The sequence below is a fragment of the Candidatus Pelagibacter sp. HIMB1746 genome (genome assembly GCF_052047555.1).
Lineage (GTDB): Bacteria > Pseudomonadota > Alphaproteobacteria > Pelagibacterales > Pelagibacteraceae > Pelagibacter.
Window position 1 is genome coordinate 1 of record NZ_JBNAJZ010000004.1, and the last position, 24871, is coordinate 24871.

The window sequence follows — 24871 nt, forward strand, 5'->3', positions numbered from 1 at the left end:
ATATAATATAAAAAATATTAAAAATATTTTAACAGAGAGCAATAAAATCATTAACAACTTTCAAAAAAATTTCTATATAGATGAAACCCAAATAATATTACAAAACTCAAAAAATCTAAATTGTAATAGACATTTTAAGGTATTTAATGAATTTAATATTATTCCAAAATATTGCTTCTCTTGTTATAAAATTCAAGTAAGCCTATTCAATGTAATTGATCTGATTAAATTATATTTTGTTTTTAAAAATATAAATCTTAAAAATAATAATATTAGGAAATGTATGGTCGAAACAAGAGCAACTATAAAAGTAAACTATAAGGGATTTATTTACTGTAAAGGATTAGAAGAAGCTCAAACAATTTTGAAAGAAATAAATTTAATATTAAATAATAAAAATATATCAAAATTTCAAATTGAAATAAAACATGGCTGTTCAGAATTTTACAAAAGTTATCCAAAATATAAAAAGATTAATTTTCATGGAAAACAGGAACTTGAATATGACAAACAATGGATAGAAAAAGAAAATATTATTGATAAAAGAATTCCAGCCAGAGAAAAGCAAGATGTAAAATTTTTTGGTAAAACTTTAAGAGTACTAAATCTATATGATATTTTAGTTATAAAAAATTGGATTATATACGCAAAGAAAATTGGAGATAAATACTCAGACAGAATTTTAGATGATGAACTTAGTTTTCCAATTTTTGAAAAAATAATTGAAAAACAAATTGATTTCAGGAAAAAAGAACTTCATTCGGATTGATTAAAATTTATTTTAACCAATCATAGCTTTTTTTATAATCATTAATTAAATAATGGTAATCTTTATATTTATCAGAGTTATAGCTTTTTACTGGACTTCTTACTTGTGAAAAACTTAAGGTTTTTGTGAACAAGTCTTTTCTTTTATAAAATTCTAATGATTTATTATTCCAAGTGAGATTACAGAAATCATAAATTTTCTTTGTAAATTGCTCAGCTGATTGTGAAAATTCTTCAAGATTTATTTCTAATATATTTTGTGAATATTTTTTTTTAAAATAATTCATAGCCTTCATGGAACTATCCATATAATCTAAAATATCTTTAATTGAATTTGTCCAAGCAAGCTCTGGTAACATTGATTGATAAATTGAAAAAACAGAGTCATAAAAATTTCTGTACGTATATAAAAATTTAGCATTTGGAAATGAGTTTATAATAATCTCCACATTAAAAATATTTTCTAATGATTTATCGATAAAAGTTATATTTGGATTATCATCAATATTTATTTGTGAATATCTAAATAATGCTCTCTTTTTAAATTCATCTTGATCAATTTCAAATTGAAAATTTTTAATATTAAAATCCTTATTATAAATTTTTGGACCTATTTGTTCTAACACTGATGCATTAATTATATTACATTCACCTAATGATTTTATATTTTCTTTGCTTGATTTTAATATTGACTCTATAAGTGTAGATCCTGATCTTGGTAACCCAACTATAAAAATTGGCATAAAATCAGATTTTGAAGTATTTTCATAATTATTAATAAATTTAATCTTGTCATAATTATTATTTATGATCTGATTATAATAAAATCTCGCACTCATATTATATTGATATTTTGAATCAAAAACACTTGTGTGAAAACTTTTTAGTAATTCAAATTCATTTATAATATTTTTCTTTTTTTTTTCTTTTTTTGATAAAAGAAAATTAATTACTCCAAAATCATATAAAGAAGGCATCTTTTTTTCTCTAATATCTTTTATTATTTCGTAGTCTTTTTCACTTAAATATTCTGGGTCTAAAGTAAAGAGGCCATAAAACGGTTTCACACTATCTTTGTCTAGTTCTTTTAGTTTTAGATAAATTTCTTTTGCTGGCTTAATTTCACCTAAAAACTGTTTAACACCTGCTAGATTATAAAGTGCATTTAGTGAGTTTGGCTGATCTTTTAAAAGTTGTTCATAAAAAAAAATGCTTTTTTCAATATTGTTGGTCTCAGCATATATTAGTCCTAAATAAAATAGTACATTAGGGTTTCTTGAATTTTTTTTTTTTAAATTTAATAAAGTTTCTAAAGCGTTTTTATATTCTTTTTTTTTAATAAAATTTAAGCTTTTTTGAAAATCCAATTGGACATTAGTATTCATTGCTATATTAAAAAATTACTAATACATTATTAAATATGAAAGATAAAGATTTACCTAAAAAAATACCTGTTTTTCCATTGAGTAACTTTATCATTTTTCCAAAAACAACTGTTCCTTTAAATATTTTTGAACCTCGTTACATTGACATGATAAATGACTCAATGAAATCAAATAAAATAATAGGAATGATACAGCCCAGATCCTCAAGTACCGAAAAAAATATTCCAGCACTTCACGATGTTGGGTGTGTTGGTAAAATAACTAGCTTTAGAGAGACTGAAGACGGTAGATATTTAATTGAATTAAAAGGATTAATAAGATTTAAAAATATTCAAGAATTACAGAGTGTTACTAAATATAGAATTTTAGAGGTAAAATATGACGATTATTTAGACGATTTAAAAGGCCAAAAAGAAGATCTAAAGTTTTCTGATTTAGAGTTAATTTTTAAGGACCTTAAATCATTATTTGAAAAGAAAGGATTTATAATTAATTGGAAGGCTTTAGAAAAACAAAGTTTAGACGAAACAATAAACGCTTTGGCTATGGCATCACCTTTTTCTCTAGAGGAAAAACAAGTTTTATTAGAAGCACAAAATTTAGATATTAGAAAAAATAAAATTGCTGAGATATTAAAAACATATACTCACGATATCTATGAGAATAACACCATTCAATAATCAATAATTCAAACCTGTATCTGCTATTTTTTTTAGTATGTTATTTATAGAATTTTTCCTTGCTAAGTATTTTAAAGAATTGATAAAAAAATTATTTTTAGTCTTACTTTCGTAGTTAAAAAATTCATAAATAAAGTCAATTCCATTTGAAAAAATAAAATTTTTATGCTTTGTATTTTTTTGAAATTCTTGATTAACAGAAATATTTAATGGTAATCCAAGATCTATTTTATTTTTAATTATCTCTAATAATATTTTTATATCTCTAATAGTCATATTAAAACCTTGTCCAGCCAAAGGGTGTATTTTGTGAGTTAATTCACCAAAAGCTAGAATATTTTCATGATAATAATTTCTTAAACTTGCAGAGAATAATTCAAATGAAGATATTTTTTTAATTTTTTTAATTTTATATTTTGGATTATGTAAGTTTATAAGTTCTAATAAATTTTCTTTTTTAATTTTAGCAATATTTTTTATAGAATAAACAACAGAAGTTTCTTTATTAGAAATAGGTAAAAATGCTAAAGGTCCAATTTTTGTAAATACTTGTCTAGCAATTTTATTATCAATTTTCTCATGTTCTAGTATTAAAGTGTAAGCTAAGCTTTTATATTTTTTGATAATTTTTTTACTAAAAAATTTTTTTGTAATTAAATTTGTAAAATTTAAATTTATCAGAAGATTATATTCGTTCTGAATATTTGTTAGATTTATTTTATTTTGTATCCTAAAAAGTTTATTTCCTTTTAAACTTTTTTCTAAAATATTATATAGATCAAAACTTCTGACCATTGAAAAAAGTTCTTGATTATTATTTTGAAACTCCAATAATTTTTCTTTATTTAGTTTGTCAGAAAGAATTTCTATTTTATTTAATTTCCAAATTATTTTATCAATATTGACTATATTATTATTAAAATATCCAACATTACTTTTTGTAATACCTATAGTCCTAGATTGATCAATTTTTTGTTTTTTTTTATCTCTTAAAATATCAACATGTATATTTTGATTAACTAAAGCTTTTGCTAAAGCTAAACTAGTTAGTCCACTTCCTATTATACAAATCTTCATATTATTTTTAATTTTAACAACAAAAATTAGATGATACAAAGTGGTATAATTGATTTGTATAAATGGACATTAAAAAAATAGCTAATTTATTACTTAATTTTACTTTAAAACGACTAGCAGAAATATTTGGAATCACAATTTTCTCTGCTGGCATTCTTTTATTTATTGCTCTTTTTTCATATTCACCAGATGACCCTAACTTTATTTTTCCTAAAGATACTAAAATTAAAAATTTATTAGGTTTTCACGGAAGTTTCATTTCAGATCTTTTTTTTCAATCTTTTGGCTTCATTGCTTATCTAATTTCTTTCACATACATAATTACTGGAATCAATATATTTCGGTTGAAAGAATTTTTTTTAATAATTGAAAATACTTTTATATCAATATTGTATACTATAATTGGAACATTATTTTTAAACTATTTTTATTCTGATGCTTTTACACTTTACATAAATGGTAACGGAGGCTTTGTTGGAGAATATTTTGGACAAACTTTTTTAAACTCAATAATTCTTATAAATGAAACATTAATTTATTATGTTTTAATTATACTGATAATTGCTTTATTTTTATTAAGTGTAAATTTTCACCCTATTAAATTTTATAATTCTTTAATAAAAATTATTCAGTTTTTTTTTAAAAAAGAAAATAGATCATATACAGATAAAAGTGAACTTATAAGTGAATATATTCCCCAAGAGGAAATTAAAAACTTAATACAAGAGGACTTACCATTCATTAAAGCAGAGAATAAATCAAATTCTAAAAACAAGTTTCAATTACCAAAAATTGAATTATTAAAAGCTCCAACTAAGAAAGAACGAGAAAACTCAAATAAAGATGAAACAAATGACCCTAAGTTTTTAGAAAAAATTCTAATGGACTTTGGAGTTAAAGGTGAAATTCAGAAAGTAAGTCATGGTCCAGTTGTAACACTCAATGAATTTGAGCCAGCTGCTGGGGTAAAAGTTTCAAAAATTATAAATTTATCAGATGATATTGCTAGAAATACTAGCTCTGAATCTGCTAGAATTTCAACTATTCCAGGCAGCAATACCGTGGGAATTGAATTACCAAATAATTCAAGAGAAAATGTTTATCTCAGTGAAATTATAAATAACTTAGATTTTAAAAAGAAAGAAATAAAATTACCAATAGCTCTTGGCAAAAATATTTCTGGGAAACCTATTGTAGGAGATCTATCCTCTATGCCTCACTTGCTAATTGCTGGAACAACAGGATCAGGAAAATCTGTTTGCATTAATACAATTATTTTATCTCTTCTTTACAGACACACACCTGAAAGATGTAAGTTTATACTGATTGATCCAAAAATGCTTGAGCTTTCAACATATGAAGGCATACCACACTTACTTTGCCCGGTAATAACTGAAGCTAAAAAAGCTGCATCAGTTCTTGGTTGGGTAGTAAAAGAAATGGAGAGTAGATACAGGTTGATGACAAAAGAAGGAGTTAGAAATATTGATGGTTACAATGCCAAGCACAAACTACCTATGCCCTACATAGTGGTGGTGGTAGATGAAATGTCAGATTTAATGTTAGTTGCAGGTAAAGAGATAGAGAACTATATTCAAAAATTATCTCAAATGGCTAGAGCTGCTGGGATTCATATTATTATGGCTACGCAAAGACCTAGTGTTGATGTGATAACAGGTACAATTAAAGCAAATTTTCCAACACGAATATCTTTTCAAGTAACTTCAAAAATAGATAGTAGAACAATTCTAGGTGAACAAGGAGCAGAACAATTATTAGGAAAGGGAGACATGCTTTATATGTCATCTGCTAATCGAATAGTAAGAATTCATGCTCCGTTTGTTTCAGATAATGAAATAGAAAAAATAAATAATTTTTTAAGATCACAAGCAGAACCAGATTATATTGATGAAATCTTGAATTTTGCAGACGAAAAGGAGTTAGGATCAAACACAGATCAAGGAGATAAAGATGAATTATATCAACAAGCTGTTGAAATAATTAGATCTGAGGGAAAAGCTTCTACCTCATTTTTACAGAGAAAACTTCAAATTGGTTACAACAGAGCTGCAAGAATAATTGACATGATGGAAGCTGATGGAATTGTTAGCAAAGCAAATCATGTGGGTAAAAGAGACGTTCTTTAATGTTGAGAGTCCTGCTTTTAGTTTGTCTAATTAGTTTATCTAGTGAAGCAAATGCAAATAATAAAGATCAAATAATTAATAAATTAAAAAATACTTCAAATTTAAATTTTGATTTTGAACAAGATATAAATGGAAAAATTGAGTTTGGAAACTGTACAATTCAATATCCAAAAAAAATGTTTTGTGCGTATGATCAAAAAAACAAAGTTATAGTTTCAAATGGAAAATCTTTAATTGTAAAATCTACTTCGAGCTATTACAGATATCCATTGAATAAAACACCATTAAATTTTATTTTAGATAAAAATTTTTTATTAAAAAAAATAGCCGAATTAAATGAAGAAATTATTAATAATTCTCTGATTAAGTTTACAATAAATGAAAATAATCAATCAATAGAGATTTTTTTTGATATAAATAATTATAATTTAATTGGCTGGCAAACTAAGGATATTTATCAAAATATTACTGTCACACTTCTTTATTCAGTTAAATTAAATCAAATTGTTGACGAAAAAATATTTAAAACTCCTCTTCAAAATTAAATTTTAACAATTTCTGATTTAAATATTTTCATTCCTCTAGATAGATAATTATTTAGTGCATTTTTATGGTCAAGAGAACAGGTATGAAGCCAAACTCTCTCTACGTTTTGTTGAAATGATTTTTTAATAGCATCCGATAATAAAAATGAGCCTAATTTTTTATTTTGGTATTCTTCTAATATTCCAAAATATGCTATTTCCACTTCTTTCTTTTCAGAATGAATAATTAATTCAAAAAAACCAACTAAATCTTTTTTATTTTTTAATACAAATGTTTTAACATTTTTGTTAGATACGTATTTGATCCACTGCTCTTCTGTCCATATTAATCTATCAATCCATTTATGTTTTTTACCTATATTTTTATAAAAAAATTTATTTAACTGAAAATCAGTCGGATCAATCAATTTAACTTGATAATCTTCTGAAGGTGGTTCGCCATCTTTTAAATCATGCAATGAGTTTATTTCTAGATAATTTCTTTTAACTTCTTCTGTCACTCGACCATTTTTCCAACACGTTCACCACCAAATAAATGAAAATGCAAATGAGGGACCTCTTGACCACCATGTTCACTAATATTAGCTAGTGCTCTATAACCTTGGCCTATTTCTGTTGAAATACCAAGCTTTTTTGCAACTATGTTAATACCTTTCAAAAGGCCCACCATCTCTTCTGATGATGCATTCATACTAAAATCGTCAAGATCTATATATTTTCCCTTAGGAATTACTAGAGCATGAACTTTCTTTTGTGGATTAATATCATGAAACGACAAAACAAAATCATCTTCGTAAATTTTATTGCAAGGTACCTCTCCACGTAAAATTTTAGCAAAAATATTATTGTCATCGTAGCTCATTTTTTCCTTTTTTCTAATTCTTCCATTACTTCTTCAATTTTCACATCATTAGCTTCTAAATACATTAATAAATGGTAAAATACGTCAGCTGCTTCATGTATTTTGTTTGTATTTTCTTCTATAGCTTCAATTAATTCATAAATTTCTTCTAAGACTTTTGCTTTGCTGAGAGATTTATCTGTAAGTAATTTGTTTGTATAAGAACCTTCAACTGGATTAGTTTTTCTCTCTCTTGCAAGTTTAATTAAATTTTCTAATGTATTAAGCATATTAAATTCTAACAGGTATTCCCTTTGAATCCAAATATTCCTTCGCCTCTTTTACAGAGTGTTTGCCATAATGAAATATTGATGCTGCTAAGACTGCACTGGCATTTCCCAATCTAATTCCATCAACTAAATGATCCAGATTCCCAACCCCGCCTGATGCAATGACAGGAATATTTACCTTAGATGAAATTTTAGACATAAGCTCAATATCATAACCTACTTGAGTACCATCTCTATCCATTGATGTTACCAATAGCTCACCTGCTCCACTACTTTCCATTTTTGATGCAAATTCTATTGCATCTATTCCAGTGTTGTTTCTTCCACCATGGGTAAAAACTTCCCATTTGTCAGCATTTTTTTTAGCATCAATAGCAACAACAATGCATTGTGAACCAAATTTTTTTGAGCTCTCAACTACTACCTCAGAATTTTGAACCGCTGCAGTATTAATAGAAACTTTATCTGCTCCACAATTAAGTAATTTATTTATATCATCAACACTCCTAACACCTCCCCCAACAGTTAGTGGAACAAAGCATTTTTTTGAAGTTTTCTCTACAACATCGTAAATTGTATCTCTATTTTCATTTGATGCAGTTATATCTAAGAAACAAATTTCATCTGCTCCTCCATCGGAGTAAATTTTGGCCTGTTCAACGGGATCACCCGCATCTTTTAAATCGACAAAATTAATACCTTTAACTACACGACCATTTTTGACATCTAAACAAGGTATTATTCTATTCTTAAGCATCTATTTCCTTTGCTAATTCATCCAATTTAATATCACCATCGTAAATAGCTTTTCCAACTATAATACCTTCAATGTTTTTATTATTTAATTCCTTTGCTTTTTTAATATCATCTATCGACGAAACTCCGCCTGATACAATAACTGGACAACTAGAAATATCAGCTACCCTTGCTGTTTCCTCAAAATTAGGACTTTGCTTCATCCCATCTCTGTTAATATCGGTATAAATTAATCTGCTTGCACCATATTCGTTAACTTCTTTTAGGTAATCTAAAGTTAATTGATTTGAATTTTCTTTCCAACCTGAAACAGATAGATAGCCATCTTTAGCATCTAAGCCTAATGCAATTTTTTTTGGAAATTTTTCACAAGCTTGTTTTAAAAAGTTTTTATCTTTAATTGCAGCACTTCCTAAAATAACTTTTTCAACACCAGCATCAGTATATTTCTGGATACTCTTAAAATTTCTAATACCTCCACCAATTTCAATTTTAAGATCATATTTATTAACTATTTTCTCAATAATATCTAAATTAATTGTTTCACCAGTTAAAGCTCCGTCTAAATCAACTATATGTAAATTTTTAAAACCATGGTCTTTGTATTTCCCCGCTTGTTCAAGTGGAGACATTTTATATTCAGTTTTATTGCCAAAGTCTCCTTTTATTAACCTCACACATTTTTTATCTTTAATGTCTATTGCTGGAAATATCTTCATTATAAATTTATAAAATTATGAATAATTTTAAGCCCAATTTTATCACTCTTTTCAGGGTGAAACTGAGTTCCAAAAATATTTTCTTTCTCTACAGAGCAAACAATATTTGAAGAATAATCAGTTGTTGCGGAAATCACATTTTTATCTTCTGGCACAAATTCATAACTATGAACAAAATACATGTGAGAATTATTTTCTATACCTTTAAAAATTTTACTATCTTTAATAATATTTAGTTGATTCCAACCAATATGTGGAAGTTTATATTTTCCATTTTGATTGTCTATTTTTGATACTTTTCCTGAAATCCAACCGAGTCCTTTTGTTTCCGTTTCTTCAAAACCAATGTCCGCAAACATTTGTAAACCAACACAAATTCCTAGAAGTGGTTTTTTATTAATTATTGCGAATTCGTTTAATACATCTACCAAGCCATTAATATTATCAAGTGCATCAACACAACTTTTAAACGAACCCTGGCCTGGCAAAACTACTTTATCAGAAGATTTAATGTTGTTTAAATCTGACGTTACTTTAATTTTTACCTTATTTTTGGCAACTTCCTTAAATGAGTTTATTACCGAGCTTATATTGCCCGAATTATAATCAACAATAGTGACGTTCATTAAACTTATAATGAGCCTTTAGTTGATGGAATACTTTTTTTGCTTCTAGGGTCCATCTCTAATGCCTCTCTTAATGATCTTGCTAATGCTTTATAACAGGACTCAATAATGTGGTGGCTGTTATCACCATAAATATTTTCAACATGCATTGTAATACCTGCAGCCTGTGAAAATGCCTGGAACCATTCCTTAAACAGTTCTGTATCCATCTCACCAAGTTTCTCAACTTTTAATTTTACTTTCCAAATTAAATAAGGTCTGTTTGAAACATCTATTGCAACTCTGGTTAATGTTTCATCCATAGGAATAACTCTGTGTGCATATCTTTTGATACCTACAAATTTATTTGCAGCTTTTTTTAAAGCTTCACCAATTGCAATTCCTGTATCTTCTGTTGTGTGGTGAAGATCAATATGAGTGTCTCCTTTTGCTTTTACTTTCAAATCAATTAGAGAATGCTTTGATAATTGTTCAAGCATATGATCTAAAAAACCTATTCCAGTATTAATATGGTATTTGCCTTTACCATCAATGTTTAATTCAACATTGATACTGGTTTCTTTTGTTTTTCGAGATACTTTTCCTTTTCTAGCCATATAATTTAAATGGTATACATACTTAATTCAACTATATCAATATTAGTGTAGATACTTGAAGTATCAAAAATAGTTACCATTTATTAGTCATGACAACAATTGTACTAGTTAGAAAAAATAATGAGGTTGTAGTTGCTGGTGACGGTCAAGTAAGCATGGGAAATACTGTTGTAAAAAGCACTGCTTCAAAAGTTAGAAAAATTGAAAAAAGAGATGTAGTTGCAGGATTTGCGGGATCAACTGCTGATGCTCTAACTTTATTTGAAAGATTAGAGGGAAAATTAGAAAAACATGCGGGCAATTTATCTAGAGCTGCTGTTGAGCTAGCAAAAGATTGGCGAACAGATAAATATTTAAGAAGATTAGAAGCATTAATGGCTGTAGGTGATAAAGATAATAGTTATATAATTTCTGGAACTGGAGATGTTTTAGAGCCTGAAGGTGATGTAATAGGAATAGGTTCTGGTGGAAATTATGCTTTAGCAGCAGGAAAAGTTTTAATGGAAGGTAATTTATCAGCAGAAGAAATTGCAAAAAAAGCAATTAAGGTTGCAGCAGATATTTGTGTTTTTACAAATGAAAATGTAAAAATTGAAAAAATATAATGGATAATTCAAACGTAACACCTTTGCATCCAAAAGAAAAATCTCAAAAAGAAGAAGCTTCTTTGGTAAGTGCTCTCTCTCCAAGGGAAATAGTTTCAGAATTAGATCGTTTTGTAGTTGGACAAAATAAAGCGAAAAAAGCTGTCGCTGTTGCATTAAGAAATAGATGGAGAAGACAAGCCTTGAAAGGTGAAATGAAAAATGAAGTTTTGCCAAAAAATATCTTAATGATCGGACCAACTGGGGTTGGAAAAACGGAAATATCTAGAAGACTATCAAAACTTGCTGAAGCTCCTTTTGTTAAAGTAGAGGCAACAAGATTTACAGAAGTTGGTTATGTTGGGAGAGATGTTGAGCAAATAGTTAGAGATTTAATTGAAATAGCAATTGCAATGGAAAAAGTAAAAAAAAGAAAGGAAGTTTTTACTAAAGCTCAAAAAGCTGCCGAGGAGAAAGTATTAGATGCCTTAGTAGGAAAAAAAGCAAGCCTTGCAACAAGAGAAAGTTTTAGAAAAAGACTAAGAAATGGTGACTTAGATGACAATGAAATAGAAATAGCTGTAAGCGACAGTGGTTCGAATGGTACATCGTTTGAAATCCCAGGAATGCCAGGCGCCAACGTTGGAATGATTAATATTGGAGAAATGATTGGAAAATCAATGGGAAACAAAGAAAAAAAGAAAAAAATGACAGTTAAAGAATCTCATGAAATATTAATTAATGATGAATCTGATAAACTAATTGAGCAAGATAAAATCATTAAAGCTGCAAAGCTTTCAACTGAAAACAATGGAATAGTGTTTTTAGATGAAATAGATAAAATTTCTGCAAGAACTGATCGAGTTGGTGGTGATGTATCTAGAGAAGGAGTCCAAAGAGATTTGTTGCCACTCATTGAGGGAACAACAGTTAATACAAAACATGGTCCAATAAAAACAGATCATATTTTATTTATTGCTTCTGGTGCTTTTCAACTTGCAAAACCATCTGATTTACTTCCTGAATTACAGGGACGATTGCCTATAAGAGTTGAACTAGAAGCTTTAACTAGCGAAGATTTTAAAAGAATTTTAAAAGAACCAGACTACAGTTTAATAAAACAATATGTAGCTCTTTTAAAGACCGAAAATGTAGAACTTGAATTTTCTGAAGATGGCATTGACACAATTGCAAATATTGCATCTGAAGTAAATGCAACTGTTGAAAATATTGGTGCGAGAAGGCTACATACTATTATTGAAAAAATATTAGATGATATCAGTTTTACAGCAACTGATAGAGCTGGGGAAAAAATTATAATTGATAAAAATTATATTGATAAAAATTTAGACAACTTAGTTAAAGATACTGACCTATCTAAATTCATCCTTTAAAATTACAAATAGCCAAGTTCTAACATCTCATCTTTAAAATGTTTCTCAATTTTTTCTATATTCTTTTTATCAAGAATTTTTCTCCAATCATTTTTAGGTCCTAAATTAAAAAAGACCCTCCTTTTACCAGTCTCTTTGTCGGGTAAAGCTTCAGAAAAACTTTCTTTCTCTTCTTTTGACTTCATTAGGTTAAATTCTGTAGTTTTAATAGCCTTATTTAGTTTAATAATATTTAAATTATGACTGAAGCCAACCTGATTTAAAAATTTAAATACTCTAATTAAAACAGTTTTTTTTTTTGAAATTAAATCCTCATATTTAATTAAAATATATTTATTTTTTTTTTTAAATTCTTTCCAGCTATTATAATTAGATGCCCAAGAACCAACTAAAACTTTACATATATTTGATGATTTGTCTGTAAACATATTTTGATCTAAAATTATATCAGTAGCTTCATCAACGCTTATTCCATTATGATTAGCGAAAGAAGTAACAACATTTCTGGGGTCTCTTACAATATATATTGCTGCTAAAGAATTTTCTAGGTTAGTAAAATCACAATCATACATTTTAACCAATGAACTATGTGTTTTAAAAAAACTCAAACTCCTTTTTTTTTCATTTATAAATTTTTGAACGTTGATAAAATTTTTAAACACCTCTTTATCATTTTCAATATCTATACCTAGAGACATGAAATCAACACTCATTGGAAATTGTTTAATTTGGTTTAGGTTTTTAAATTCAAAGTTTCCATCTTTTGAGTAGAAATAAGATGACAAGATTGATCTCATCAATGTATTTCCACTTTTTGGATAAGAAGCGAGCCAAATTATCATTTATTCTTATTCTTTTTTAAATATATATAAAAAGCACCACTACCACCATCTTTAATGTCAGCATCCCGAATATCATTTATAATTTTCATTAAACTTTTATTATTATTAATAAATTCTGGAACTGAATATTTTAAAATACTTAAATCTTTAGATACATAAGGGTCTTTATCAACATCAGAATGAATACCTTTGCCGGTAACAATAATTAATTTACTAATATTATTTTCAAATGCTTCTAATATAAATTTTTCTACAGCGATATTTGCTTGTTCAAGAGTATATCCATGGAGATCAATGGACTTTGATTTTAAAATATTTTCAGTTTGTGGTCTAAAATCCTTATTGTGAACTTTGTCTTTACCTGAAATAAAAGCTTGCCAATCTTTTTTATCTTTGTCTGAAATTTGATCGTTCAACTAAGTTAATATATTGACGAGTTGCCAATTTGGATTTACAGAGGTTGTATCTCTTGAAAAAACCCAAGTATCATAGATCTTTTTAATTTTTTCAGGATCTCCTGAAACTATTTTTTTTTCTTTATCTCTAATACAAGTGATTACCTCAGCTATAAAATCGACTGTTACATTCAGTATGTTTCCATTCTTTTTATGTTCTTTAATCTCTGCTTTGTTAACACCTATAAAAGTAATTTCTGCGTAATGCCCTCTTTTGGCTCTATTTTTTAATGCATCATCAAACTGATCATATATATCTTTATTTAATAGAGGTTTTGCGTTTGTAATTTTGTTATCATTATCACTAAAATCTGTGATAATTGTTTCATAAGCAATTTTTGCTCCTTTTAAAAATTCTTTTTGAGCTTCATCATCAAATTTATCACTAGGTTTTTTTTGACTATCAACTTTAATTTTATTTAGTACTTCTTGAAATTGTGGTGAAGATTTACCTTCATAACCACTTCTTTTTCCTAAAATGCCTCTTAGTCTTAAAAAAATGAATCCTGCTATCATTGCAAGTAATATGATATCGATATATTCAAAACTATAATTCATAGTTAGATAGTAATTACTCTATTGATTAATTTCAACCGGCAATTTAAATAAAGACAAAATGAACCTAATTTTATTTTTAGTAATTGCTATACCAGTTATTGAAATATACCTTTTTATTAAAATTGGAGCTCAAATTGGAGCAATCACAACAATATTATTAATTTTTATTACTGCTATTGTTGGAGTTTATTATGCTAGATATGAGGGTTTAAACACTTTAAAAGCTGGTTTCTCTCAGTTAAGTAAACAAGAAACCCCGGCTTACGAGATAATTTCAGGTGCTGCAATTGCATTCGCGGCCTTACTGTTAATTATTCCGGGTTTTGCAACAGATGTTTTGGGATTTTTATTAATTTTTCCTACTACAAGAAAGATTATTGTAAATAAATTTTTAAAAAAGTTCTCATACAAAAAAAACAATAAAAATAATTTTATAGATGGAGAATTTGAAGATATAGACGACCGCAATGACAGATAAATATAAAATATTAGGAAAATATATAAAAGATTCATCTAGTGAAACACCAGATCTAGAAACATATTTGTTTGTTAGAGATAGAATAGAAAAATATCAATTGGGTATTGATATAAATTCTAAAGCTCTAAAAAATAATATGATAGAAATTCACACTACTTTTAAATTTGAAGATAAAGAGCAAAGCAAAAAAAAATCATACTTTGAGATAATCTATTCAACAATAATAAAGCTAAATAGTGAAATTACAGATAAGAAAGAATTGGAAAAAATTATTTTATGTGACGTTCAAACAGAAATTTATCCTGATTTAGAAAAATCCTTATTAGATTTATTACATAATTCCGGTTATCCAAATATAAAATTTGAGAAAAAAGTTGATTTTGAAAATTTGTACAAACAGAGATTTAACTAAAGTAATTTTTTTTTAAATTGTTTTTTAAGTACTCTTTATGTTTTTTCAATTCTTCAGGTGTAGGTGAAATTATCTTTTTGTAATATTCTAATTTATTGTTTTGATGCTCTTCTATTTGTGAATTTTGCTTAAAATCTAATGTTGGTTCTTTTTGATCAAGTAGATTGATGTAAACTTTTGCTAATAAATCACAATCTAATAATGCGTTGTGATATGTTCTTCTCGAATTGTCGATTCTATATTTTTTACATAAGGCATCCAAATTTACCTGTGATCCTGGATATTTTTCTCTTGCTAATGTTAATGTATCAACAATTTCGTTATTAATTTTATCTTTGCCAAAAATCTTTAATTCATTATTTAAATGCGCTAGATCAAATTCTGCATTGTGAATAATTAGTCTTTTATCTTTGATAAATTCTAAGAATTCATCTGCAATTTCACTGAATTTTTTTTGCTGTGATAAAAAATCATCAGAGTATCCATGTATTTCAAAAGCTTTTTCAGAAACCTTCCTTTCAGGATTGAGATAGCAATGAAATTTATTTTGGGTTATGATTAAATTATCTAATTCTATACAACCAATCTCTACAATCCTGTGTCCATCTTTTACTGATATACCTGTAGTTTCTGTGTCTAGAATTATTTCTTTCATTTATAAAATTTCTTTTAAAATTTCTTTTATTCGTTTTTTAACAGGCTTTTCTGTAAAAGTATTTTTAATTAAAAAATGAGACTTTTTTCTTTTATAACTTGGTTTTAGCTGAATTTTTCTAAACATATTTATAACTTTAATATTAAAATTAGGCCTTCTTTTAATTTTTCTATCAATATCTTTTCTTTTAGAATCTACGTAGATCAATATATCTTTTTTGTTAAAAATTTTATTTTCAATTAGCAAGGGTATATCTAAGATAACGAGTTTTTTATTTTTGTTCTTATTTAAAAAAATTTTTAATTTTTTTCTTATTTCTTTATGAACAATATCTATTATTTTTTTAAGATTATTTTTATTTGCTAATATTGCTTTTGTAATTTCATTTTTGTTTATCGGAAAAGTATAAATATATTTAGGTAATTTTTTTTTTAATTTAGAATATATTTTTTTGTCTTGATTATATAATTTTGAAACTTCATGATCCGCATTAAAAACTGGATATCCAAAATTATTTGCTACGAATGATTTTCCAGACCCAATATCGCCGACTATACCTATTCTAATCATTATCTAATAAATTAAGTACTTTGTTATTTACATTTGGTTCAACATTGTGCCATAATTTGAATGCTTCGAGAGCTTGATAAATAAACATTAATTTACCATTTTCTATTTGATTTCCTAATTTTTTTCCTAATTTTAAAAAGTTGGTTTCATTAGGATTATAAATAACATCGTAAAACAACTTACCTTGACCAATATTAGAAGAATCTAAATCAATAGATTCATTATTTAAACCTAAACTAGTCGCATTAATAATTATATCAAAGTCAGGCGCCTCGCCCCACTTCACAATGCTAATTTTATCAAATTGAGATTTTAAATCTTCGGCTTTCTTCATGGTTCTATTGCTTATTATTATTTTTGATGCTTTCATTTTATCTAAAACATAAATTATTGATGGAACAACTCCACCAGCACCTAAAATTAAAATTTTTTTGTCTTGAACTTCATAATTTAACTTAATCATAGCTTTTTCAAAACCAGCAACGTCTGTGTTATGACCAATTAAATTATTGTTATGGAAACTAATTGTGTTAACAGATTGTGTTTGTTTTGCTTCCGAACTTAGTTTGTCCAAGAAGGGAATTACTGTTTTTTTGAATGGCACAGTTACATTGCAACCATTTATTTCTTGATTTTTAATTTTAAGTAAAAAATTTTCAATTTCATTTTCTTCAAGTTTAATTTTTTCATAAACTGCATTAATATTATTTTGTTTTAACCAATGGTTGTGTAATTTTGGTGACAAAGAGTGATTAATTGGGTTTCCAATTACAAAATATTTTTTCATTTTTGTAAATTTAAGTACTCTTTAATTTTTTTTATAGGCAAGCCCATTATTGTATCTTCATCTCCTTTTATACTATTGAATAAATTTCTACCCTCTCCTTCAATTTGATAAACATTATAGGCGTAAAGATTTTCATCTGATATCTTAGATAAATATTTTGCTAATTCTAAATCTGAAAAACTTTTCATTGTTAAGGCTGCTTTATCTGTGTAGTTCCAAATCATTGAACCATTTTTTGAAATACAGACAGAGCTTATTAAAAAGTGCATTTTACCGTTAAGTTTCTTTAATATTTCCATTGCCTCTTTTCTACTGTTGGGTTTTGAAATTAACTCTCCATTTAAGTCAATAACACTATCTGCACCTAGCACTATCTTGTCTTGAATTTTAGCACTAACTTTGTTTGCTTTTAACTCTGCTAAATTTTTTGAAATAATTTCTGGACTAGCATTTTCTTTAAGTAAAGATAATTTTACAATATCTTCATCAACGTTTGAAGGTTCCACAGTATTTTGTATATTGTGTTTATCTAAAATATCTTTTCTAATTTTGCTTTTTGACGCTAGAATAATTTTATTTAGCATTGTTTGAATATATTTCGTGTATTTTAATTATAGAAGCAGCGGTCTCCTCGACTGATTTCCTTGTTACATCTATTAATGGCCATTTATATTTTTGAAATGTTTTCTTTGCTTGAAGAACTTCTTTTTTTATACTTTCTAGGTTTGTATAATCTATACTTTCTGTTTCTCTCAAAGAATTCATTCTATTTTTTCTGAGGTCCGCAAGTCTCTCGGGCTCTGTGCTTAATCCAACAACACAAGTTATACCAGGATTTTGTTTTAGTTTTTCTGGCAAAGAATTTTCATTTACTAAAGGAATATTTGAAGTTTTATAACCTTTGTTGGCAAGATAGATAGATGTTGGTGTTTTACTAGTTCTACTAACTCCAACAAGAATAATATCAGATTTTTCAACTTCACTTATTAAATTACCATCATCATGATTCATGGTAAATTGTATTGCTTCAATTCTATCATAATACTCATCATTTAAAACATGTTGTCCACTTGGTTCGTGTGTGGCTTTCTGATTTAAAATTTTAGAAAAATTTAATATTAAATTACCTAATACTCCGAAACAAGGTATCTTTTTACTTTCACTTTCGTTGGCTAAATACTTAGCGAGATTATTATCTACAATCGTATACAAGATAATTGAGTTTTCATTTTTTTTTGCATCTTCTAAAATTTTTAAAATTTGATTTTCTGTTCTTGTAAATGAATAAGAATTAACTTTATATTCTATGTTTAAAAATTGTGCTTTAAGAGCCAAGAATATTCTATCTAAAGTTTCTCCAGTTGAGTCAGAGATTAAATAAATTTGATATGTATTATTCATAAATAAGTTGTTAATAAACTCTGTATTATTTAGATTAAATTATACAATTTAAAATTTCTCCAATAACGTCTGTAAAACCTGACTTTTATTAACAATAATAATAAATAAGATAAAACAATCCACAAAAATTGAGATAATCTAAAAAAGCTTCATTTTTCACAATATTAATCGTCAAACATATTGATAAGTTGTGAGTATAATGTTTATAAAAAATAATCTCATTAATTCACAGGGTACATTAATACTACTATAACTTATAAGACTTTTATATGAAACCATTAAACAGAGTAATTATCAACAAAGATACTTCATTCAATCCGCTTTGGATAATGAGACAAGCAGGTAGATATTTGCCAGAGTTTAGAGAAATTAGAAAAAAAAATCTTGACTTTATTAATCTATGTTTGAATGCCAACTTGGCAGCTGAAATAACTCTACAACCATTGAAAAGATTTGATATTGATGCTGCAATAATTTTTTCTGACATTTTAATGTTACCCTATGGTTTAGGTCAAAAAGTAAGATTTGAGAAAAATTTTGGCCCTAAATTAGATAATTTAGATTTAAAAGAGATAGCAAAATTAGATGAAGTAGATTTTGTTGAAAAAATATATCCTGTTTATAAAGCAATAAAAAAAGTAAGTTCTGATCCAATCGTAAAAGATAAAAATACTATTGGATTTGTAGGTGCTCCCTGGACTCTTTTAGTCTATATGATTAATTTAAAATCTCCAAAAAAAGATTTAAATGAAAATTTTTTTAAAGATGATTTTTTAATAAATAGAATTCTATTAATCATAGAAAAATTTTTAAAAGTACATATTAAAAACCAAATAGATAACGGAGCAAACGTTATCCAAATCTTTGATAGCTGGGCTGGTTTATTAGAAGAAAAGGATCTGCCAAATTATATTTATAGTCCTACCTTTAATTTGGTAGAATATGTTAAATCTTTAAATGTACCAGTAATATGTTTCCCAAGGGAAATTAAAAATTATAAAGAATTTTGTGAAATTGTTAAACCTGATGCAATAAGTATTGATTATAATATTGATCCTAAAAAAATTCTTAAAGAAATAAAAATTCCAGTTCAAGGAGGCTTAGACCCTAGAGTCCTTTTGACAGATTATGAAAATTTAAAAAAAGAAACTTCTAAATATTTAGAAATTTTCAAAGATCACCCATATATATTTAATCTAGGACATGGTATTCTTCCAGAAACCAATCCAAAGATGGTCGAAAACTTAATTAAAATAGTAAAAAATATTTAAATAATGGATATAAATCATCCACCAATAAAACATGGTAAAACAGGGGTCCTGCTAATTAACTTAGGCACACCAGACTCAACAAATTGGTTTGATATTAGAAAATATTTAAAAGAATTTCTTTCAGACAGAAGAGTGATTGAAGTAAATCCCATAATTTGGCAAATAATTTTAAATTTATTTATCCTAACCTTTAGACCTTCTAAGACTGCCAAGGCTTATAAAGAAATTTGGATGAAAAATGAAAATATGTCTCCACTTCTTTATTATACAAAAAAACAAAGTGAGAAAACTTCTGAGTTATTACAAAAAGAAAATATCGTTTTAGATTTTGCAATGAGATATGGGAATCCAAGTATAAAAAGTAAAGTACACAAATTACACGAGATGGGCTGTGAAAATTTAATAATCCTTCCTCTTTACCCTCAATATGCAGCAGCAACAACAGCAACAGTTTGTGATGAAGTTTATAGAACACTAATGAAAATGAGATGGCAACCTTCCTTAAAAGTAATTCCACATTATGAATCTAATCCTTTATATATTGATGCATTAGTTAATTCGATAAATAAAAAAATTAACGAGATTCATTGGAAACCAGATCTTATTATAGCCTCATACCACGGGATACCTAAAAAATATTTTGATAAAGGAGACCCCTATCATTGCTATTGTCAAAAAACAACAAGACTTATTTCAGAAAAGTTTAATTCTATAAAAATTAAAACTACTTTTCAGTCAAGATTTGGTCCACAAGAATGGCTGCAACCATACACTGACAAAACTCTAGAAAGACTACCAAATGAGGGAATTAAAAATATTCTTATTATATCCCCAGGTTTTTCATCTGATTGTGTCGAAACGTTAGAAGAAATATTAATTCAAGGTAAAGAAAGTTTTATAAATGCTGGGGGAATAAATTTCGATATGGTTCCATGTTTAAATGATAATGATGATCATATTACTTTAATAAAATCTTTAATCGAAAAAAACATTTGATAAATGAATATCTATTTGCTTTTTAAGTCCTTGCATTTAATTGCTGTTGTTTCTTGGATGGCTGGACTTTTATATTTACCAAGAATTTTTGTTTATCATGTTGAAAATAAAGAAAAAAAAGAGACCACTGATATTTTTATATTGATGGAGAAGAGATTATACAATTATATTATGCGTCCCGCTATGCTACTAACATGGGCTTTCGGATTAATATTAATTTATTTAATTGGCTTTGAAGTTTTTTTAAATTTATGGATGCAAATTAAATTAGTACTAGTATTACTTCTCTCAATTTATCATGAATACTTGGGCAAGTGTTTAATTGCACTAAAAAACGGAACAAACGCTAGATCTTCGAAATTTTTTAGAATCATTAATGAAATTCCAACCGTGATTTTAATTTTTGTTGTATTTTTAGCGATTTTTAAGCCAATCTAGGGTTGAAATAATAAAAACACTATATATATTAATATCATCGATAAGTCCTTATCAACAAACTACTCATGAACATTCAAGAATTAAAACTCAAATCATCTGAACAGCTCATTACACAGGCAGAAAAGCTTGGTATTGAAAATGCTAGTACACTGAGAAAACAAGAAATTCTTTTTGCTATTTTAAAAAAAGTTGCAGAAAAAGAGGAGATAACAGGTGTTGGTGTTTTGCAGTTATTGCAAGACGGTTTTGGTTTCCTTAGAGCAATGGAGTCTAATTATCTCCCAGGACCGGATGATATATATGTTAGTCCAAGCCAAATTAGAAAATTTGGTTTAAGAACAGGAGATACGGTTGAAGGGCCGGTCAGAGCCCCTAAAGAGGGAGAAAGATATTTTGCATTGTTACAAGTAAGCAAGATAAATTTTGAAGAACCAGAAAAAGCAAGACATAAAATTGCGTTTGATAACTTAACGCCATTATACCCAGACAAACAATTGGTAATGGAAATTGAAACAACAAAGGTAGAAAAAAAGCCAGATCTTACTCCGAGATTAATTGATTTAGTTAGCCCAATTGGAAAAGGTCAAAGATCAATAATTATATCGCCTCCAAAAGCGGGTAAAACTATGATTTTACAAAGCATAGCAAACTCAATAGCTAAAAATTATCCAGAGTGTTATCTTATAGTTCTATTGATAGACGAACGTCCTGAGGAGGTTACAGACATGCAAAGGACTGTAAAAGGCGAAGTAATTAGCTCTACCTTTGATGAGCCAGCACAAAGGCATGTAGCTGTTGCTGAAATGGTTATAGAAAAAGCAAAAAGATTAACTGAACATAAAAAAGATGTTGTAATTTTACTGGACTCGATAACAAGATTAGGCAGAGCATATAATGCTGTAATACCAAGTTCAGGTAAAGTCCTAACTGGAGGTGTGGATGCAAATGCACTTCAGAGACCAAAAAGATTTTTTGGTGCAGCTAGAAATATTGAGGAAGGTGGGTCATTAACTATTATTTCTACAGCTTTGATTGATACTGGAAGTAGAATGGATGAAGTTATTTTTGAAGAATTCAAAGGAACTGGTAATAGCGAAACCGTTTTGGATAGGAAAATTGCTGATAAAAGAATTTACCCTGCAATTGATATAACAAAATCTGGAACAAGAAGAGAAGAACTCTTATTTGATAAAAATGATTTGCAGAAAATGAATGTATTGAGAAGAATAATTGCTCCAATGGGAACTATGGATGCAATAGAATTTATTAACTCTAAATTAAAAGATACAAAAAATAATGCAGAATTTTTTAATTCTATGAATAAACCAGCTTAGCTCTAAAGATATCCTAACTCTACCATCTCTTTTCCAAAACTTTTCTCTATATCCTTTTGTATTTTTTCATTTATAAGGATTTTCCAGTTATTTTTTGGACCAAGAAAAAAAAATTTTTGATTATCAATTGCTTCAACGAAACCATTCCTCTCTTCTTGTTTTTTCAATTTTTCAAAACCGCAATTTATAACCGCACTTTCTATTTTTTCCTCTGCAAATTTTTGATTGGAAATTCTTTCTATAAATTTCGAAATTTTAATAAATTCCTCTAGGGGATTTTCTAATAGCTTTTCGTATTTAATTAGAAGATAATTTTTTTTCATTTTTTTCCAAGAATTATAATGATTTGACCAAGAAGAAATAATTGTAGGCAAATGAATATCAGTCGTTTCCCCTTTTGACCCAATTGATTGTTTTTCATCTTTTAAAAAATCTAAAGCATCTTCATAATTTTTTTTTTTAAAATGATTTTTTAAAGATGTAATAACATTTCTTGGATCTCTAACGATGTGCAAAACACCAAGTGTATTTTCTTCATTTGTAAAACTTTTTTCACCTAGTTTCCAAAGAGCATTGTGAGTCTTAAAAAATTTAATTTCATTATCAAGGTTAATTAAATTTTGAGCATATAAACAATTATCAGCAAATTCTTTAACATTATCAACATCAATATTTAGTGTATTAAAATCACTTCTTAGAGGAAATAATCTAATATTATTTTTATTTATATCTATTCTATCTTCAGAAAATAGAATCGAATTTAAAAAAATTTTTACCCAAGTATTTCCACTCTTAGGATATGAGGCTAGCCAAACAATCATAATTTAAATATAACCTAATTTTTAATGTAATATAATTTTTTTAAATTAATATCTTATGACCATATTTGCTTTATCTAGCGGACCTGGTATTTCTGGTGTGGCAATAATTAGAATTTCAGGACAAAAGTCATCTGAAGTAATAAAATTACTTACACGAGCAAATCTACCAAAACCACGTGTTGCAACATTAAGAAAAATCCAAAAAATCAACACTTCTGAGCTAATTGATGAAGGTATAATACTATGGTTTCCTGGACCTGAGAGCTACACAGGCGAAGATATGGCTGAAATTCAAGTTCACGGTAGCAAAGCTGTAGTAGACGCCCTACACTCTTCTATTGCCCAAATTGAAAATTGTAGACTAGCAGAACCAGGTGAATTTACTAAACTTGCATTTCAAAATGGAAAAATAAATTTATTAGAAGCAGAAAGTATAGCTGATCTAATTTCATCTGAAACAGAAATTCAAAGACAACAGGCAATTAAAATTATGAATGGTAAGTCAGCAGATCAATTCAATTTTTTAAGAGAAAAACTTTTAAAAATTTTATCTCATGTTGAAGCTAAAATTGATTTCCCCGATGAAGATTTGCCAAACAATATTTTGGATGAAATCAAAAATGATTCAAATGATGTTATTCAAAAAATTGAAAAGATTTTAAATGATCAAAAAGTTGGAGAAAGAATTAGAGAAGGATTTAAGATTGCAATTCTTGGACCTACTAATGCAGGGAAATCTAGTTTAATAAATCATTTATCAAATAGAGATGTTGCAATTGTTTCTGAAATAGCTGGTACCACAAGAGATGTTGTAGAGACACATCTCAGTATAGATGGTTACCCCGTAATAATATCTGATACAGCCGGAATACGAGAGTCTAAAGATGAGATAGAAAAAAAAGGTATTAAATTATCTTTAAATAGAGCCGAAGAAGCTGATTTAAAGCTTGTAGTAGTGGATGCAAAAAGCCTTGATTTTACTAATGTTTTGAAGGGTTTATTAGATGAAAATGCAATTTTAGTTATAAACAAGTCTGACCTTTTAGAAAAAGAAATTGATTCAGAAATAAAAAAAATAAATCATGTTTTAATCTCAATTAAAGATAATAAAAACATTGATGAACTAATTTCAAAAATAAAAAATAATTTAAAAAATAAATTTATAACTAGTGATGATATTTTAATTACTAGAGAAAGACACAGACAACATTTAGAACAATGTTTAGACCATTTGAATAACTTTAATCAAAAAAAAGAAATAGAAGATTTTGATAAAGCAGCAGAAGATTTAAGATTAGCTACTAGACATTTGGGTATGATCGTTGGAAAAGTTGATGTAGAAGAGATATTAGGTAGTATTTTCAACGATTTTTGCATCGGTAAGTAATCCCCTATTTTCTTTGTTTTTTTGATATTTTTTATCCAAAACTATTGATAATTAACGC

General features: G+C 27.2%; 30 protein-coding genes and 1 pseudogene. 13 read left to right on the forward strand and 18 right to left on the reverse strand.

Features of this window, described 5'->3' with window-relative positions; translation table 11 throughout:
* Positions 1-769, forward strand: a pseudogene (locus ACTTBM_RS05545) (hypothetical protein); the annotation flags it as partial.
* A gap of 7 nt (positions 770-776) precedes the next feature.
* On the opposite strand, the gene ACTTBM_RS05550 reads toward ACTTBM_RS05545, so the two are convergent.
* Positions 777-2153: a tetratricopeptide repeat-containing sulfotransferase family protein gene (locus ACTTBM_RS05550; protein ID WP_440635049.1), complete on the reverse strand. Its 1377-nt coding sequence runs from the start codon at positions 2151-2153 to the stop codon at positions 777-779.
* A 35-nt stretch (positions 2154-2188) separates the two neighbouring features.
* Between ACTTBM_RS05550 and ACTTBM_RS05555 the strand changes: the two genes are divergently transcribed.
* Positions 2189-2833: an LON peptidase substrate-binding domain-containing protein gene (locus ACTTBM_RS05555; protein ID WP_440635050.1), complete on the forward strand. Its 645-nt coding sequence runs from the start codon at positions 2189-2191 to the stop codon at positions 2831-2833.
* Here the strand turns inward: ACTTBM_RS05555 and ACTTBM_RS05560 are convergent, their stop codons facing one another.
* Positions 2834-3910, reverse strand: coding sequence for a ubiquinone biosynthesis protein UbiB (locus tag ACTTBM_RS05560; RefSeq protein WP_440635051.1), 1077 nt, complete (start codon positions 3908-3910; stop codon positions 2834-2836).
* A gap of 62 nt (positions 3911-3972) precedes the next feature.
* Here ACTTBM_RS05560 and ACTTBM_RS05565 point away from each other — a divergent pair, with 62 nt between their 5' ends.
* Positions 3973-6057, forward strand: coding sequence for a DNA translocase FtsK (locus ACTTBM_RS05565; RefSeq protein ID WP_440635052.1), 2085 nt, complete (start codon positions 3973-3975; stop codon positions 6055-6057).
* Positions 6057-6602, forward strand: a complete 546-nt coding sequence (locus ACTTBM_RS05570; RefSeq protein WP_440635053.1) for a LolA family protein — start codon at positions 6057-6059, stop codon at positions 6600-6602. Before ACTTBM_RS05565 ends, ACTTBM_RS05570 begins: the two co-directional genes overlap by 1 nt.
* Here ACTTBM_RS05570 and ACTTBM_RS05575 read toward each other — a convergent pair.
* Genes ACTTBM_RS05575 through hisB form a run of 7 tightly spaced genes read right to left on the reverse strand, consistent with a single transcriptional unit; the run spans position 6599 to position 10430 of the window.
* Positions 6599-7102, reverse strand: a complete 504-nt coding sequence (locus ACTTBM_RS05575) for a GNAT family N-acetyltransferase (RefSeq protein ID WP_440635054.1) — start codon at positions 7100-7102, stop codon at positions 6599-6601. The two genes, ACTTBM_RS05570 and ACTTBM_RS05575, sit on opposite strands and share 4 nt — an antisense overlap.
* Positions 7099-7464, reverse strand: coding sequence for an HIT domain-containing protein (locus tag ACTTBM_RS05580; protein ID WP_440635055.1), 366 nt, complete (start codon positions 7462-7464; stop codon positions 7099-7101). The genes ACTTBM_RS05575 and ACTTBM_RS05580 overlap by 4 nt, the downstream gene beginning before the upstream one ends.
* Positions 7461-7733 carry a phosphoribosyl-ATP diphosphatase gene (gene hisE / locus ACTTBM_RS05585; RefSeq protein WP_440635056.1) on the reverse strand — a complete coding sequence of 91 codons (273 nt, stop codon included), beginning with the start codon at positions 7731-7733 and terminating at the stop codon, positions 7461-7463. The genes ACTTBM_RS05580 and hisE overlap by 4 nt, the downstream gene beginning before the upstream one ends.
* A 1-nt stretch (position 7734) precedes the next feature.
* Complete coding sequence (gene hisF, locus ACTTBM_RS05590) at positions 7735-8490, reverse strand: imidazole glycerol phosphate synthase subunit HisF (RefSeq protein WP_440635057.1); 756 nt, start codon at positions 8488-8490, stop codon at positions 7735-7737.
* Entirely contained in the window at positions 8483-9208 is a 726-nt protein-coding gene (hisA, locus tag ACTTBM_RS05595) for a 1-(5-phosphoribosyl)-5-[(5-phosphoribosylamino)methylideneamino]imidazole-4-carboxamide isomerase (protein WP_440635058.1), read from the reverse strand. The genes hisF and hisA overlap by 8 nt, the downstream gene beginning before the upstream one ends.
* Positions 9208-9834 (reverse strand): imidazole glycerol phosphate synthase subunit HisH, encoded by a 627-nt coding sequence (hisH, locus tag ACTTBM_RS05600; RefSeq protein WP_440635059.1) that lies wholly within the window; start codon positions 9832-9834, stop codon positions 9208-9210. Before hisH ends, hisA begins: the two co-directional genes overlap by 1 nt.
* Before the next feature lie 5 nt (positions 9835-9839).
* On the reverse strand, positions 9840-10430 hold the full coding sequence (gene hisB / locus ACTTBM_RS05605) for an imidazoleglycerol-phosphate dehydratase HisB (RefSeq protein WP_440635060.1): 591 nt from the start codon (positions 10428-10430) through the stop codon (positions 9840-9842).
* 89 nt (positions 10431-10519) lie between these two features.
* Between hisB and hslV the strand changes: the two genes are divergently transcribed.
* On the forward strand, positions 10520-11035 hold the full coding sequence (gene hslV, locus ACTTBM_RS05610) for an ATP-dependent protease subunit HslV (RefSeq protein WP_440635061.1): 516 nt from the start codon (positions 10520-10522) through the stop codon (positions 11033-11035).
* The gene (hslU, locus tag ACTTBM_RS05615) at positions 11035-12408 is read left to right on the forward strand and encodes an ATP-dependent protease ATPase subunit HslU (RefSeq protein WP_440635062.1); all 1374 of its coding nucleotides are present in this window, start codon (positions 11035-11037) and stop codon (positions 12406-12408) included. Before hslV ends, hslU begins: the two co-directional genes overlap by 1 nt.
* A 2-nt stretch (positions 12409-12410) precedes the next feature.
* On the opposite strand, the gene ACTTBM_RS05620 is transcribed toward hslU, so the two are convergent.
* From ACTTBM_RS05620 to ACTTBM_RS05630, 3 genes are read right to left on the reverse strand one after another with little or no spacing between them, the layout of a single operon-like run.
* Complete coding sequence (locus ACTTBM_RS05620) at positions 12411-13250, reverse strand: sulfotransferase domain-containing protein (RefSeq protein ID WP_440635063.1); 840 nt, start codon at positions 13248-13250, stop codon at positions 12411-12413.
* The gene (locus tag ACTTBM_RS05625; RefSeq protein WP_440635064.1) at positions 13247-13666 is read right to left on the reverse strand and encodes a Smr/MutS family protein; all 420 of its coding nucleotides are present in this window, start codon (positions 13664-13666) and stop codon (positions 13247-13249) included. Before ACTTBM_RS05625 ends, ACTTBM_RS05620 begins: the two co-directional genes overlap by 4 nt.
* Positions 13667-14263 (reverse strand): Tim44/TimA family putative adaptor protein, encoded by a 597-nt coding sequence (locus ACTTBM_RS05630; RefSeq protein WP_440635065.1) that lies wholly within the window; start codon positions 14261-14263, stop codon positions 13667-13669.
* A 58-nt stretch (positions 14264-14321) separates the two neighbouring features.
* On the opposite strand from ACTTBM_RS05630, the gene ACTTBM_RS05635 reads away from it, so the two are divergent.
* Together ACTTBM_RS05635 and ACTTBM_RS05640 are read left to right on the forward strand one after the other, a co-directional pair.
* Entirely contained in the window at positions 14322-14741 is a 420-nt protein-coding gene (locus ACTTBM_RS05635) for an FxsA family protein (protein WP_440635066.1), read from the forward strand.
* Positions 14731-15153 (forward strand): protein-export chaperone SecB, encoded by a 423-nt coding sequence (locus ACTTBM_RS05640; protein ID WP_440635067.1) that lies wholly within the window; start codon positions 14731-14733, stop codon positions 15151-15153. The genes ACTTBM_RS05635 and ACTTBM_RS05640 overlap by 11 nt, the downstream gene beginning before the upstream one ends.
* On the opposite strand, the gene dnaQ is transcribed toward ACTTBM_RS05640, so the two are convergent.
* Genes dnaQ through ACTTBM_RS05665 form a run of 5 tightly spaced genes read right to left on the reverse strand, consistent with a single transcriptional unit; the run spans position 15146 to position 18566 of the window.
* Entirely contained in the window at positions 15146-15808 is a 663-nt protein-coding gene (gene dnaQ, locus ACTTBM_RS05645) for a DNA polymerase III subunit epsilon (protein ID WP_440635068.1), read from the reverse strand. The genes ACTTBM_RS05640 and dnaQ overlap by 8 nt on opposite strands.
* On the reverse strand, positions 15809-16378 hold the full coding sequence (gene coaE, locus ACTTBM_RS05650) for a dephospho-CoA kinase (RefSeq protein WP_440635069.1): 570 nt from the start codon (positions 16376-16378) through the stop codon (positions 15809-15811). It lies immediately after the preceding gene.
* Positions 16371-17165, reverse strand: a complete 795-nt coding sequence (gene aroE, locus ACTTBM_RS05655) for a shikimate dehydrogenase (RefSeq protein ID WP_440635070.1) — start codon at positions 17163-17165, stop codon at positions 16371-16373. The genes coaE and aroE overlap by 8 nt, the downstream gene beginning before the upstream one ends.
* Positions 17162-17749, reverse strand: a complete 588-nt coding sequence (locus ACTTBM_RS05660) for a Maf family protein (RefSeq protein ID WP_440635071.1) — start codon at positions 17747-17749, stop codon at positions 17162-17164. Before ACTTBM_RS05660 ends, aroE begins: the two co-directional genes overlap by 4 nt.
* Positions 17739-18566: a pyruvate, water dikinase regulatory protein gene (locus tag ACTTBM_RS05665; protein WP_440635072.1), complete on the reverse strand. Its 828-nt coding sequence runs from the start codon at positions 18564-18566 to the stop codon at positions 17739-17741. The genes ACTTBM_RS05660 and ACTTBM_RS05665 overlap by 11 nt, the downstream gene beginning before the upstream one ends.
* Before the next feature lie 269 nt (positions 18567-18835).
* Here ACTTBM_RS05665 and hemE point away from each other — a divergent pair, with 269 nt between their 5' ends.
* The 4 genes from hemE to rho all read left to right on the forward strand — a co-directional run bounded on the left by hemE (position 18836) and on the right by rho (position 22605).
* Positions 18836-19837, forward strand: a complete 1002-nt coding sequence (hemE, locus tag ACTTBM_RS05670) for a uroporphyrinogen decarboxylase (RefSeq protein ID WP_440635073.1) — start codon at positions 18836-18838, stop codon at positions 19835-19837.
* Between the two features lie 3 nt (positions 19838-19840).
* Complete coding sequence (gene hemH / locus ACTTBM_RS05675) at positions 19841-20833, forward strand: ferrochelatase (RefSeq protein WP_440635074.1); 993 nt, start codon at positions 19841-19843, stop codon at positions 20831-20833.
* Positions 20834-20836: 3 nt separating this feature from the next.
* Positions 20837-21271, forward strand: a complete 435-nt coding sequence (gene hemJ / locus ACTTBM_RS05680; protein WP_440635075.1) for a protoporphyrinogen oxidase HemJ — start codon at positions 20837-20839, stop codon at positions 21269-21271.
* Between the two features lie 65 nt (positions 21272-21336).
* Entirely contained in the window at positions 21337-22605 is a 1269-nt protein-coding gene (gene rho / locus ACTTBM_RS05685; RefSeq protein WP_440635076.1) for a transcription termination factor Rho, read from the forward strand.
* A gap of 2 nt (positions 22606-22607) precedes the next feature.
* Here rho and ACTTBM_RS05690 read toward each other — a convergent pair whose 3' ends face one another.
* A complete protein-coding gene (locus ACTTBM_RS05690; protein ID WP_440635077.1) occupies positions 22608-23426 on the reverse strand; it encodes a sulfotransferase domain-containing protein in 819 nt (272 codons plus the stop codon).
* Between the two features lie 55 nt (positions 23427-23481).
* Here ACTTBM_RS05690 and mnmE point away from each other — a divergent pair, with 55 nt between their 5' ends.
* The gene (gene mnmE / locus ACTTBM_RS05695; RefSeq protein WP_440635078.1) at positions 23482-24813 is read left to right on the forward strand and encodes a tRNA uridine-5-carboxymethylaminomethyl(34) synthesis GTPase MnmE; all 1332 of its coding nucleotides are present in this window, start codon (positions 23482-23484) and stop codon (positions 24811-24813) included.
* Positions 24814-24871 lie beyond the last annotated feature (58 nt).